Annotated in this window: 10 protein-coding genes; 2 read left to right on the forward strand and 8 right to left on the reverse strand. The window is 47.3% G+C overall.

What is annotated here, in order from left to right:
* Window positions 1-10: 10 nt before the first annotated feature.
* The 6 genes from CWE09_RS04340 to acnA form a co-directional block, all read right to left on the reverse strand.
* A complete protein-coding gene (locus tag CWE09_RS04340) occupies window positions 11-1,333 on the reverse strand; it encodes a hypothetical protein (RefSeq protein ID WP_126802781.1) in 1,323 nt (440 codons plus the stop codon).
* A 178-nt stretch (window positions 1,334-1,511) separates the two neighbouring features.
* The gene (asnB, locus tag CWE09_RS04345) at window positions 1,512-3,527 is read right to left on the reverse strand and encodes an asparagine synthase (glutamine-hydrolyzing) (RefSeq protein WP_126802782.1); all 2,016 of its coding nucleotides are present in this window, start codon (window positions 3,525-3,527) and stop codon (window positions 1,512-1,514) included.
* Between the two features lie 18 nt (window positions 3,528-3,545).
* A complete protein-coding gene (locus tag CWE09_RS04350; RefSeq protein WP_126802783.1) occupies window positions 3,546-4,616 on the reverse strand; it encodes an aspartate/ornithine carbamoyltransferase family protein in 1,071 nt (356 codons plus the stop codon).
* 120 nt (window positions 4,617-4,736) lie between these two features.
* Entirely contained in the window at window positions 4,737-6,164 is a 1,428-nt protein-coding gene (locus CWE09_RS04355) for a sodium:solute symporter family protein (protein WP_126802784.1), read from the reverse strand.
* On the reverse strand, window positions 6,164-6,625 hold the full coding sequence (locus CWE09_RS04360; protein WP_126802785.1) for a hypothetical protein: 462 nt from the start codon (window positions 6,623-6,625) through the stop codon (window positions 6,164-6,166). Before CWE09_RS04360 ends, CWE09_RS04355 begins: the two co-directional genes overlap by 1 nt.
* Before the next feature lie 150 nt (window positions 6,626-6,775).
* A complete protein-coding gene (gene acnA, locus CWE09_RS04365) occupies window positions 6,776-9,451 on the reverse strand; it encodes an aconitate hydratase AcnA (RefSeq protein ID WP_126802786.1) in 2,676 nt (891 codons plus the stop codon).
* 572 nt (window positions 9,452-10,023) lie between these two features.
* Here acnA and tesB point away from each other — a divergent pair.
* A complete protein-coding gene (tesB, locus tag CWE09_RS04370; RefSeq protein WP_126802787.1) occupies window positions 10,024-10,881 on the forward strand; it encodes an acyl-CoA thioesterase II in 858 nt (285 codons plus the stop codon).
* A 17-nt stretch (window positions 10,882-10,898) separates the two neighbouring features.
* Here tesB and CWE09_RS04375 read toward each other — a convergent pair whose 3' ends face one another.
* Window positions 10,899-11,621, reverse strand: a complete 723-nt coding sequence (locus CWE09_RS04375) for a glycosyltransferase family 25 protein (RefSeq protein ID WP_126802788.1) — start codon at window positions 11,619-11,621, stop codon at window positions 10,899-10,901.
* 324 nt (window positions 11,622-11,945) lie between these two features.
* On the opposite strand from CWE09_RS04375, the gene CWE09_RS04380 reads away from it, so the two are divergent.
* Window positions 11,946-12,839: a GGDEF domain-containing protein gene (locus tag CWE09_RS04380; RefSeq protein WP_126802789.1), complete on the forward strand. Its 894-nt coding sequence runs from the start codon at window positions 11,946-11,948 to the stop codon at window positions 12,837-12,839.
* Here CWE09_RS04380 and CWE09_RS04385 read toward each other — a convergent pair.
* On the reverse strand, window positions 12,836-13,258 hold the full coding sequence (locus tag CWE09_RS04385) for a thiol-disulfide oxidoreductase DCC family protein (RefSeq protein WP_126802790.1): 423 nt from the start codon (window positions 13,256-13,258) through the stop codon (window positions 12,836-12,838). The genes CWE09_RS04380 and CWE09_RS04385 overlap by 4 nt on opposite strands.
* Window positions 13,259-13,278 lie beyond the last annotated feature (20 nt).

Consider the following 13,278-nt stretch of genomic DNA (forward strand, 5'->3'; position numbering starts at 1 on the left):
TTAAGCTGAATTAATGGTCGTGGTCGTGATCATCTTCTGCTGCAACAGGCCCTAACCAAACAGCGCCGGCAGGCGTAAAGTCCAGATCACGCTCATCAATCACTTCACCATCATGCAGGTCAACAATAACCACTCGGTTATGTTCTACATCCATAATGTAAGCGTCGTGATTAATGGCACTGGCAGTCATCGCAGCCTGGCCATCATGCACATGCTCAAGTACAGAGAAGTGGCTTTGTATCTGGAATGGATAGTCGTCATGACCTTCGTCACGGAAACGTACTATGGTCATGTAACCATGGTCGTCCAGAATAGCAAAACGGTTGCCTGAGTAATTAAAAGTCATGCTAACAACTTCAGCATCTGCATGATCCGCATCGCGCCAGTCAATGTGCTGCATTTCACCATGGTCCGGATCTACCCGATACAGTTCATCTCCAGCAACACCCACAAAAATATGCGAGTCAGGATGTCCATAAAGAGTGCCGATACGACCATCCAAATTGGCTATTTTACTCGTTTCAAAATGATGCTCATGATCATGCTCATGGTCACTGATTACCAGCACACCGTCGCTACAACCGAAGGCTACGTGTTCCTGATTAATGGCGCTGCCATGAAGTCCTTCACAAGGCTCATCAAAGCGATCCACAAAATCATAGTGGTCGTCATGTAATTCATAAACTTCAACATAATCAGGTAAAGTAGATTCAGCACCTGGGTCACTACGATAAGAAGTAAACAACCAGTCGTTACGCACTTCGGCCGCACCATGCATGCGCGCATCCAAAGTTACATCTCCCACCAGGCGCTCATGGGCAATGCTGTGGTCGCTAACAACTTCAACTTTGGCTGGCGTACCATCCGTACCGTCATAAAAAACAGCACCACGGTTCAGAAAATAATCGTAGTGGGTTGGCATTTCGCCAGTCAGCATATAGCTAAGCAATTCAGGATCATGCTCATGATCATGAGAATGGCCATCATGATCTTCAGACTCATAACCGCTATCGATAAAACGCACCTGATTCTGCGAACGCTGAACCGCTAAGGCATAACGATAACCAGGGCTGGTGTACAGACGGCTTTCAAAACCTAAATCCATAGGCCCGAATAATTCATTTTCGCCCAGGTCATAGACAAAAGCATTGGTAGTTCCATCTTCTGTAATTACCAGACGACCGGTGCTGTGGCCGTTTTCATGTTCATGATCATGGTCATGATCGTTGTCGTCTGCAACCACATCAACACTGGTATCGCAGGCGCTGAGGAAAAATACAGATGCAATAGCCAGAGCCAATGAGCTGCGCTGAAATACATGCTTCGCCATCATGGTGATTCTCTCTTTTAATTAAAGTTTGGGAGTTATTTATATTTTTTCATCCAGGTGTTATGAAACAATATAACATAACACCACTTTCATGATGTTATATCATAACAACTAAGATTTAAAGAGAGTGCCCAGAGTTCGATAAAAAAAGGGGCTGAAAGCCCCTTTTTAAAGTCGTATGTTAAGCGTGCCAATTCAGCTCTTTAGCACGTTCCGCCGCCTGCGCCGGAACATCGGTAGCAATAAAGTGCTTATGCAGAATTTGCACACCCAGCATATGATTGATCACCGCGTCTAGCTGTACTTGAAGTTCTGCTGGTGCATCGTCTGCATCATGCAATGCAAACAACGCATTCACCTCTTCATGATCCAACAAGCCTGCACTTTCAACCGCTTCTTTGTTCAGATATTTACGCGATAAAGCCCGCATAGCTTCCCATTTAACTGGATCGGTATGTGCAGGCGGTGCCATAAAAGCAAATTTTTCCCGTTTATATAAAGTCTCTGGAAGCAGGCCTTTCATGGCTTCACGTAACACCCACTTCTCTTTATTCTCACGAATTCGCAGGTGCGGTGGAATCTTAAATGCGTATTCAGCCAAATGATGATCCAGAAACGCTGGCCGTGCTTCCATCGAATTGGCCATATCTACACGATCACCACCCCAGGTCAGAATCTGCCCTTCAAGCATAGTCTTAGTCCATACGTACTGAGCTTTATCCAGCGGATGGCGCTCTGCCAGCATATCTGCATCCAGAGTATCAGCGATAGCTTTCCCTGCATCGTACCCCTGCATGCGCTCGCGGCGCTCCCGAGCCAGTAATTTGTCGGCAAAACCAGAACAGGATAACCAGGGCTGCAGGCAACTGGGTGTAAAGCCAACTTTAGCGACAAAAGCGTCACTGACAAACTCTTCACGCGCCAGCATAGCGCCTTTGAACATCTGATTGTTCTTCTCCAGCATCGCCTGCCATTGAGCACGCTCTTCCGGTGGCAAATGGTCCAGGCCGTACATAAATAAATCTTTGCGGAACGAAGGATATCCAGCAAAGAGTTCATCAGCGCCTTCACCTGTCATAACCACTTTATAACCAACATCACGCACCTGTTGGCTCATCAGGTATTTAGCCACGCCTAAAGTATTGTAGATAGTGCGTTCGGTATGCCAAAGCGTCTGTTCAAAGTGGTCATAGAGGTCGTTAGAATTCAGACTCATCACATGATGATCGGCATCCGTAGCTTCTGCCATTTCACGGGCGATGGGGGTTTCATCGTAGGCGGCGGAATCAAAACCAATGGTAAAAGCTTTAACCGGCTCTTGATTAGCCGCCGCTGAAAGACCCAGAATAGAACAGGAATCAATACCACCGGACAAGTAACAACCGACGGGCACATCTGCCGTCAATCGGTGCTGCACCGCTTCCAGCAACTCGCGACGTACACCAGCTACATATTCGTCAGCCCGCTTATCGTCTTTGTCATGTTCATGCTCTAATGGAAATTCCATATCCCAGTATTTATTTTCTTCAACGTGCAGCTTGCCGTGAACCCGTTTAATGCTCACCACATGACCCGGCATTACCTGATGAATGCCTTTAAAAGCAGTCGAACCAGGCACCATAGTTTGGATCAACTGGTGATATAGCCCTTCATCAGAAAACTCACGCTCTACCTCGGGATGCGCAAAAAGAACTTTCAGCTCGGAACCAAAGACCACGCCCCGTTCAGTGATGCTGTAATAAAGAGGTTTAACACCAAAACGGTCACGCACCAGAAACAGAGTATCCTCAGCCTGGTCGTACAGTGAAAAAGCAAATTCACCACGCAAGTGCGGCAACATACCTAACATGCCGTAACGCGGATATAGCTGCATCACAATTTCAGAATCACTTTTAGTGGCAAAATGTGCGCCATCAGCGGTCAGCTCAGCCCGCAATCGCTTAAAATCATAAAACTCACCGTTATGCGCCAGCATCAGGCGTTGATCAGCGGAGATAAATGGCTGCCGGGCACGATCACCTTTGAGGTCAATAATAGACAAGCGAGCATGACTAAAACCCACGCCCCGCTCGTTAATGGTTTCGTAACCATAACCGTCCGGCCCCCGGTGGTGCATGATAGCCGCCATGTTCACCAGTATTTGCGGGTCCATAAGGTGCTTGGGCTGATTATAAAAAACGCCTGCAATTCCACACATTATTGTTCTTCCTCGCTGTTAAACTACATCAATTACACGCTCTGCCCGCTGCACCATGCAGGTAAGCAGTGCCATACGCAGGAATACCGCGCCACGAGCCTGGCTGAAATACCAGTTGTGCGGTGTGTTATCTAAGTCTTTCCCCAGTTCTTCACCACGAGCCAGCGGATGCAGAATGATGCCATCCTTTTTCAGCGGTGACTGGGCGTTTAATATAAATTTTTTACCATAGGTTTCAAAGGAGTCTCCTTCCCAGGCAATCGCATTAATATAGGTGATATCCAGCTCAGGTAACACCGCATCCAGATCACTTTCAAGACGGATCTTAAGCCCTGCGCTTTCCAGTTCTTCGCGCTGCCCCTTGGCAAACAAATCAGCATCTGCACTAGCCTCATGAATAATCACTACTTCATGAGTTATATGAGAAAACACCGCCAGATTTTTTAACAGACTACGTACCGTTCGCATACGCCCTGGAATACCTACGATGCCAATACGAACCCGGCGTGCCGGATCAAAATTTGCCGTCAGTAGTTCCGGACGCCACTTAAAAATAGCATACATATCTGCCATCGCCTGAGTCGGATGCTCATCTGAACCATTGCCCGCATTCACTATAGGTATACGCAGGGTATCCATCATTCTTGCTAAGGATTCCGTATTGTTGTCGCGCAGTACCACACAATCGCCGTAATTATTAAACATCTCCGCCACATCCTCGATACATTCGCCTTTGGCAATGCCCGTGGTGGATCGATCCGTGATCGACATAATATCGCCACCCAGCCGATGCCAGGCGCTTTCAAAAGAGAGGCGGGTTCGGGTACTCGGCTCATAAAAAGCGCTAATCAGAATTTTACCTTTTAGTGGCGAACTAAACCGGGTCGGATTGCTTTCGTACTTCGCCGCTAACCGGAACAATTGTCGCATGGTATCAGCACAAAACTGATCAGAGGACACTATGTGCTGATCTGAAAGCTTCAACAGATAATCGCCATCTTCCTCGACTGCCCGCAATAACGCCTTCGGATGGGCATCGCCATAAACATCAGGCCGTTCACGATCAAAAGACGCGTCGCTTACATTCATACAGTTACCAAATCTCTTTTGTTTTATAATCAATAAAGAATAGCGTGAGCAAAATTAATGGCGTTGCCGCAGCCAGAATGAGTGCTAGCCACACCAGTAAACTCAGTGCGCTTAAGGGGATCATAAGGCAGGCTCCTTTTCATTCAGTTGTTCCCAGTCAAAAGTCTGTCGGCTGCGCAACAAGCCGGTTAAAGTAATCAGGCCTGATACCAGGCAGGCTGTCAGCGCCGCCACATAAAAACCTATTGCAAAATAGCTGATGAGTCCGCTTAAAGTGCCTATAGCCATCGCTGCAGCCGCATAACGCCCCGTCAGTTTAGGGTTATACAGCCCAACCACCACCGGCCAGATAGTACTGGCAACAAAAGCACCGGTGAAATTCAGTAAGGCCCCCAGGGTGGCAATCTGCGGCAGGCAAAGTAACCAGGTTACAATACCAAGCAAGGCAATGACGTAGCGATTGACCCTAAATAACTGCTTGTCATTGGCATTCGGGCGCAGGCGCTTGTGATAAATATCCCGAGTGACCAAATCCGAGGTTGCCGCAAGCACGGAATCCAGGCTGGACGCTAAAGCAGAGAAGACCACTATGAACACTATCACAGCGCCTCCAGTACCCAGCACAGCAGCCGCTACCGTGGGCCCTACCATATCAGGACTAGCCGGGAATATGCCCAGCTGCGGCGCGGCCAGGGCCACAAAACCGGTAACGATTGGTATCGGCAACCATAAAAGACCACCAGTGATGAACGCCCGGTAAGCGACTTTTTGTTTAAAGGCAAGTGCCCGCGACCACCAGACATTGGAATGAAATATTTCGCCTAAACCGAAGAAGATATTATTAAATAAAAACATGATAGCAGCCGGGAAAAGCACATCCAGGAGCCGGGGGTGATTGTCGCTGAGGTTGGCATGAATCTCGTCCATACCTATGTTGGTCAACAGCAGAAAAGCAACCAACACCACGCCCGTAATAATAATCAATGCCTGAATAAAATCCGTCGCAATGACGGCACGCAGACCACCAAAGAGTGTATACACCACGCAGATCAGAAGGATAGCACTCATCCCAATATGGTAATTCAGACCACTCAGCGCCTGTAATAAAATACCACCCGCCATCCCTAAACTCACCAGCCAGCCCATGGCATACACCGCTGAAATCAGAATGAACACATACCAGGCCGGGCGACCATAACGCAGGCGAATAAAATCACCACTGGTATAGCCGTTTGGTAGTAATTTTTTTATGCGTGCAGATAAAGGAGCAAAAAGAATAAGTCCAAGGGCTGCAAAGGAATAACCTATCATTCCCCAGATACCGAACTGATAAGTCAGCTCAGGCGCTACCAGGGTTGTATTGCTGGTCACCCAGGTTGCCATTGCCGTTGCTGAAGCAAAAGCAAAACCGACATTACGGCCAGCCAGGGCAAAGTCTTCATGGGTCACATTTTTACGCCCCAGATACCAGCCAAAGGCTATCCAGGCCAGCCCAAATACGGCCACAATGGCAAAGCCAACTTTGGCATCTATCGCAAATTCCTGCATTAAACGGCATCTCCAGGGTTAGCCTGGCGTCTTTTTTCCAATCGATGATATTTAATGATAGTCATTATGAGCAGGAAAAAGAGTATGGCTCCAACAACAAACAGGCTTAACGCCTGCCAAAGTGGATAATGACGAACCTCAACACTGACGGTATTACTGGTTTGATCTCCGGATTGAGCGCGGAAATAATAGATGCCGTTATCAAAACCGCTCAGGGACAATTCACGAAACATGCCCATGGGCTGATATTCGGCAATGATGGCTGAAAACTGATCATCTTCCGCCATTTCAATAGTGAAACGCTCGCTATCAGGCAAACCTTGCAGAGTTAGCCGGAAGTAACCTTCAGCCACAGCACCAGAGGGCCCTGAAAGCTGTATATCACTCTCCTGCGCGCTTCCCTGCCAGCTGACTGCTATTATTAACAACGCGGCTGAGACCTGTTTCACAACTCTTAACATAGCGGTGTTCCCCGGCGTTCCGAAGCGATCAGGCTAGCAATCCGTATAGAAATTTTCAACCAATGTTGTATTTTTGTAGAAACAACATGTAGAAAGAAAAAAGGCAGGGAAAAATCCCTGCCTTTGTTGCCGCCAACACGTACTCAGTAGTTAAGCTGCAATGAGCTCACGCAGCACATGGTGCAGTATACCGCCGCTCTTGAAGTAGCGAATTTCATTAGCGGTATCAATACGACACAGCAGTTCAAATTCTACGATTTCACCATTGTCTTTCTCGGCTTTCGCACGAATAATCTGCCCTGGCTTAATATCATCATCAATGCCACTCAGCGTGATTTTCTCCGCCCCGGTCAAACCAAAACCTTCGGCACTTTCATCATCTTTAAACTGCAGTGGAAGAACCCCCATGCCCACCAGATTAGAACGATGAATACGTTCGAAGCTCTGAGCAATAACGGCTTTAACACCCAATAACCGAGTGCCTTTAGCCGCCCAGTCACGACTGGAACCCGTGCCGTATTCCTTACCAGCTAATACCACCAAAGGCGTACCCTCTTCCTGGTAACGCATAGCCGCATCATAGATCGACATTTCATCGCCGCTTGGTACGTGGCGGGTAACACCACCGGTGCTGCCTTCGACCATGAGGTTTTTAATGCGAATATTGGCAAAAGTCCCGCGCATCATGACTTCATGATTACCCCGACGCGAACCGTAGGAGTTAAAGTCTTTCACCGCAACGCCCTGCTCCTGCAGGTATTTACCGGCCGGTGCATCGGGTTTGATAGCCCCCGCTGGCGAAATATGGTCAGTGGTAATGGAATCACCAAACAACGCTAGTACATAGGCGTCTTCCACATCTTTCAAGCCTGCCGCAGGTTTATCAATACCTTCAAAGAACGGCGGGTTAGCTACATAAGTAGAGTCTTCCTGCCACTTATAAGTCAGGCTGTCAGGAATATTCAGGCTTTGCCAGTGCTCGTCCCCTTCAAACAGGTTGGCACCGTACTCTTTAGTGAACATCTCGCTGGCCACCAGTTGCACTTGCTCGGCAATTTCTGCTTCGCTGGGCCAGATATCCTTGAGGTAGACCGGATTACCATCCTGATCATCGCCCAGTGACGCTGTACTCAGATCAATACGCGTTGTTCCAGCCAGGGCAAAAGCAACTACCAGCGGTGGTGACGCCAGCCAGTTTGCCTGCACTTGCGGGTGAATACGGCCTTCAAAATTACGGTTACCCGAGAGCACAGATGACACCACAAGCTCACCTTCATCCACTGCTTTAGCCACTTCATCTGGCAATGGACCGGAATTACCAATACAGGTTGTGCAACCATAACCTACCAGGTCAAAACCCAGTTTATCCAGATACACATTAAGACCGGCTTTTTCCAGATAGTCAGTAACCACTTTAGAACCCGGCGCCAGTGAGGACTTAACCCAGGGCTTGCGTTGCAACCCTTTTTCCAGTGCTTTTTTCGCGACCAGACCAGCCGCCATCATGACGCTGGGATTCGAAGTATTGGTACAGGAAGTAATAGCCGCTATTACCACATCACCGTGTGTCAGTTTATGTTCAGTGCCTTCAATAGGGACAGTCGTATCATCGTCTGTCGATATCCCGGAAGATTTCATCAACAAATCAAAGCTGTCGCTTAATTGTGGCAGCGAAACCCGATCCTGCGGACGTTTAGGGCCGGCAAGCGAAGGTTCTACTTCCTTCATGTTGAGTTCCATAGAGTCACTGAATACCGGCTCCACGCTATTATCACGCCAGGTACCCTGTGCCTTCGAATAAGCTTCCACCAGATCCATGGTTTCCTGATCGCGCCCGGTCAGTTTCATGTATTCGAGAGTTTCTTTGTCGACTGGGAAGAAACCACAGGTCGCGCCATATTCAGGCGCCATATTGGCGATAGTAGCGCGATCTGCCAATGGCAGATTGTCCAGGCCGGGACCGTAGAATTCAACAAACTTGCCAACTACTCCTTTTGAACGCAGCATCTGCGTCACAGTTAACACTAAGTCAGTCGCAGTCACTCCTTCTTTGAGCTTGCCATCCAGACGAAAACCCACTACTTCCGGAATCAGCATAGATACAGGCTGTCCCAGCATAGCGGCTTCGGCTTCGATACCACCCACACCCCAGCCCAGCACACCCAGGCCGTTGATCATAGTCGTATGCGAATCCGTACCTACCAGCGTGTCTGGATAAGCGAAGGTTTTACCGTCTTCTTCTTTTGTCCACACCACCTTGGCTAGATACTCCAGATTCACCTGGTGACAGATACCGGTACCCGGCGGAACCACACGGAAATTATCAAAGGCCTTCTGACCCCAGCGCAGAAACTGATAACGTTCTTTATTGCGCTCCATTTCAATTTTTACGTTTTCCTCAAAGGCCCCAGGGCTGGCAAATTTATCTACCATTACCGAATGGTCAATAACCAGGTCAACTGCAGACAAAGGATTGATTTTATCCGGTTGCAAGCCAGCTTTTTCAACTGCGTCACGCATAGCCGCCAAATCAACAACGGCAGGTACCCCTGTAAAGTCCTGCATCAGTACACGAGCTGGTCGATAAGCAATTTCAGTAGAAGACTTGCGCTCTTTCAGCCAGCTCACCATGGCTTGCAAGTCGTCTTTAGTAACCGTGCTGCCGTCTTCAAAACGCAGCAGGTTTTCCAATAATACTTTCAGTGAAACTGGTAAGCGCTTAATGTCGCCTAACTTGTCAGCGGCTTTTTCCAGGCTGTAGTAGTGGTAAGTCTTACCCTTAACGTCCAGTTGACTCAGGGTGCCGAGACTATCTTGACCTGCCATAACCTTCTCCTCAGTGGCCTTAATGCTGCCCAAGCGACAGCAAGTGTGTTCTTACTACATCTTATTACTATAGAAAAAATCAAGGGATTCTCAATATTTAGCGGCCAAATAGCGAATATAAATGACCATGAAACTTTCACGACCATTAGGTATACTTGGCATCATCGCTAACTAACTGAAATACGAAATTTTGTTTCCCGATAGTACGTTACGATACCTTAAAACTTTAGTCAGCTCGACATTCATTATGATTAGCATGGTACTCAGCTCAGCTTTGTACGCCGATCAACAAGCGCTGAAGTCTATGCAGGCGGAGGATAATTACTTCCACCCCAGAGGCAGTCACGGTTATGATAATCAAGCTGAAGAAATGAAAGCTATAATTTTATTGTGCACGGGCCAGGTTTTAAGAACGAAATAAAAACTAAAGCTATCACTGTTGATTTGCATAACGTGATAACTATTATTTTACAGCTCGGACCCGCAACAAACGATGGCAATCCGGATGTTATCCTAAGCGGCTAAAGATTACTGACTAACAACTACTGACTAACAACAAGGAATTTTAAATTATGAGTCAGGTACTGGATGGTTTACTTAACCTCTTAGAACTGGAAACTATTGAACAGGGTTTATATCGGGGGCAAAGTCAGGATCTTGGCTTTGCTGCGGTATTTGGGGGCCAGGTCATGGGGCAAGCCTTATCCGCGGCGAAAGAGACTATTCCCGAAGACCGGGCTGTGCATTCTTTCCATAGTTATTTTTTACGTCCTGGAGATGCTAACAAACCTATCGTCTACGATGTGGAGAATATCCGTGACGGTAAAAGCTTTTCTACTCGTCGTATTCAGGCAATCCAGTACGGTAAACCTATCTTCTATATGACGGCTTCCTTTCAAGGGCAAGAGCCAGGACTCACCCATCAGGATAAAATGCCTGATGTTCCAGGCCCCGAAGGCCTGGTCTCTGATCTGGATGTACATCGCGAACATGCCGACCTTATTCCGGAACCGCTGCGCAGTAAATTTACCAGTGACAAGCCTATTCTGATGCGCTTTGTCACCGAATATAACCCCTTTAACCCTAAACCCGACGAAGCCAAACGTTATGTCTGGATTAAAGCCAACGGCAACATGCCGGATGATCACCGTATTCATAAGTATTTATTGGCTTATGCGTCTGATTTCAATTTCCTGCCCACAGCACTGCAGCCCCATGGACTTAGTTTCGCTCATCCAAAGATGCAAATGGCCACCATAGATCACGCTATGTGGTTTCATCGCGAATTCCGTATGGATGACTGGCTGCTTTATGCAATCGACAGCCCCAGTGCCACAAACGCTCGCGGCCTGGTGCGCGGACAGGTTTTCAATCGTCAGGGAGAGCTGGTTGCATCAACTATTCAGGAAGGTTTAATTAGGCAACGATAAATCCTGGGCAAAGACGCTTAATTACCCTGTAAGCGTTTTTGCCAGCGATATTTAATTTTCTCTTTAAAACCTACAAAGCGGCGCACCTGATGTTTTTTCATTAAAGCAACGGGCATTGGCAAGCGCCCCAACCGATGGCTCATTTGCACCGGATAAGGACGCAATCCCCGGACTTTAATACCCGGCTGCCAGCACCACTGCATGTCTACATCCAGCGGCCGGAAAAAGCTATCACTCCAATCCAGCATTGTTTGCGCCGCTGAAGCACTGATAACATAAGCGCAAAGTCCCAGCGGAATATTCGGGTAGCGCACAAAAGTCGCCGCCCCAATACGTTCCAGACCAACGCTCTTCACCCGCTGATAGGGTTCCGCCAGTTTAATAATATCCCATTCACTCTCAAGCTGAGTAACAGTCCGGGGCACATAAGTAAAACTGTTTGCCAACAATACGTCATCTTCAAGTACTATGGCAAAATCAACTTCATCATCAATAACCCGCTGCCACACCTGGCGGTGATTTACGTACGTTGTAATTTCTGACGGAGTGAGGCTACGATAATACTTAACTTCGTTTAAATTTGAGTCGTAACGTTGTGCGAGCTCAGTTTCCATAACGGCTTCGGTTTCATAAGCTTCAATCCGAACATAGGATTGACGCAGGCGTTGTGCCTGAATGCGAAAATGCTCCAGTCTGCTGGTATCTGCTTTTTTATTGAGTACATAAATCTGATAACGCATGAGCGCTCCGGGTGACTGGATTATAATGAAGTGAATTTTCGGCCTTTGTAACCGCCCTGTCAGCCCGGTTTACACAAGTTTTACGAACCTTCTCTAATTACCACTTTCATAATTGACACGCAGTCATTTATACAAATTGCATCAGGTGTATAAAAGTTGTGCGTAGATGATATAAAACTGATATATAATTTGCATAAGCAAATATAGAAGTTATAGGCATATGATATAAAACGGATATGAAAGTGGTATCAAAGTGAACTTTTATATCAGTTATAACGAGTTATTCACTATACTAAAGTCCATAATTTACAAGCGAATAAGTTCATGAATAAATTTCCTCAAAACGAGCAACTGCAACATTACGTGGAACGTAGTCAGGATATCTTTGGTTGGTTTTCTCCTGACGATATTCTGTTATATGCAAATGTTGTCTTGCGAAATATTTATGGCTTATCGCAACGTGATAATCGGCGCTTAACTTTCTCTGACTTAATACGCAACTGTTATGAAAAACAGCGTGGTTTTTTAATTGAGACTGACGACCTGGACGCCTGGCTGGCATATGCCAACGAGAAGCGTCGCAGCGTACCCCATAGGCGTTTCCAACTGGATACCACTGAGGGTCGTTGGTACATGGTCAGTGAAACCTGCGACACGGCTGGGTACATCTTCCTTCATGGCGTTGAAATTACAGATCTGGTAGATAAAACCAATGACTTATCTAATGAGCAACGTCGGCTTCGGCGACTCGCCAATACCGATGAATTAACTCAGGTAAGTAACCGACGAGCCTTTGTCGAGCATGTCAGTGCCCATTTTGACATGCCGCACACCGATCCAGCCTGCATGATACTTTTGGACATAGATAACTTTAAACTAGTCAATGACGAACAAGGTCATCTGTCAGGCGATCAGGCACTTATCAACCTGGCGGAACAGGTATCTCATCAGATACGCCCAGGAGATATGGTTGCTCGCATCGGCGGCGATGAATTTGCAGTATTTTTACATAACGCTCGCTCTAAGGCAGCAACCGAGGTAGCCAGCAGGCTTCGCAAACGGTTACAAAAAGCACCTGGAATAACCTGTTCTTTTGGCATTGCCTGTAGCAAAGACAAGGTGGCGTGTTTTGAATCTTTATACAAAAGCGCAGATGATGCTTTGCTCACAGCCAAACGGAAAGGAAAAGACAGCATTGTAATCAGCGACAATGATTAATCATCCAGGGAGCATTGTTCACAACGTGAACGCCCTGTTAATAAGCGCGATATCTTATAGCGGTGGCGGGCAAAAAAGAGATAACATTTGTCAGCAAAAAAGCGTATAAGAGGCCAGCGCAAAGGAGCTGTTAACCAGCCCCGCCCTGCCAGTTTCCAGGCCTGGTGAGTCACATCCAGACCATACAGAAAAGTTCCATCAGCTGTCTGCGCATGCAGTATGTTATTAGCCGCGTCTTTATCTACCTGGGGGTATCGCTTACTAAAGTCAGCCTGATGGATATCTTCAAACTCCATGTGTTTAGCATGAGTACGCCGTTTTAACTGCCGCATTTCATGTACACACAAAGGGCAGCCACCATCGTAAAAGATGGTTAACTGCGCTGCTTCCTGGTCTTCACTGTGCTTTATTTTGCTCATACCTGTTAAACGTAATTCAG

The organism is Aliidiomarina minuta (genome assembly GCF_003987145.1).
GTDB lineage: Bacteria > Pseudomonadota > Gammaproteobacteria > Enterobacterales > Alteromonadaceae > Aliidiomarina > Aliidiomarina minuta.

What these genes read in the sequence shown, in the direction of transcription:
- CWE09_RS04375 (WP_126802788.1), bottom strand. Translation starts at nt 11,621, where the DNA reads ATGCGTTATCAGATTTATGTACTCAATAAAAAAGCAGATACCAGCAGA.
- CWE09_RS04385 (WP_126802790.1), bottom strand. Translation starts at nt 13,258, where the DNA reads ATGAGCAAAATAAAGCACAGTGAAGACCAGGAAGCAGCGCAGTTAACC.
- CWE09_RS04355 (WP_126802784.1), bottom strand. Translation starts at nt 6,164, where the DNA reads ATGCAGGAATTTGCGATAGATGCCAAAGTTGGCTTTGCCATTGTGGCC.
- CWE09_RS04340 (WP_126802781.1), bottom strand. Translation starts at nt 1,333, where the DNA reads ATGATGGCGAAGCATGTATTTCAGCGCAGCTCATTGGCTCTGGCTATT.
- CWE09_RS04360 (WP_126802785.1), bottom strand. Translation starts at nt 6,625, where the DNA reads ATGTTAAGAGTTGTGAAACAGGTCTCAGCCGCGTTGTTAATAATAGCA.
- CWE09_RS04380 (WP_126802789.1), top strand. Translation starts at nt 11,946, where the DNA reads ATGAATAAATTTCCTCAAAACGAGCAACTGCAACATTACGTGGAACGT.
- asnB (WP_126802782.1), bottom strand. Translation starts at nt 3,527, where the DNA reads ATGTGTGGAATTGCAGGCGTTTTTTATAATCAGCCCAAGCACCTTATG.
- CWE09_RS04350 (WP_126802783.1), bottom strand. Translation starts at nt 4,616, where the DNA reads ATGAATGTAAGCGACGCGTCTTTTGATCGTGAACGGCCTGATGTTTAT.
- tesB (WP_126802787.1), top strand. Translation starts at nt 10,024, where the DNA reads ATGAGTCAGGTACTGGATGGTTTACTTAACCTCTTAGAACTGGAAACT.
- acnA (WP_126802786.1), bottom strand. Translation starts at nt 9,451, where the DNA reads ATGGCAGGTCAAGATAGTCTCGGCACCCTGAGTCAACTGGACGTTAAG.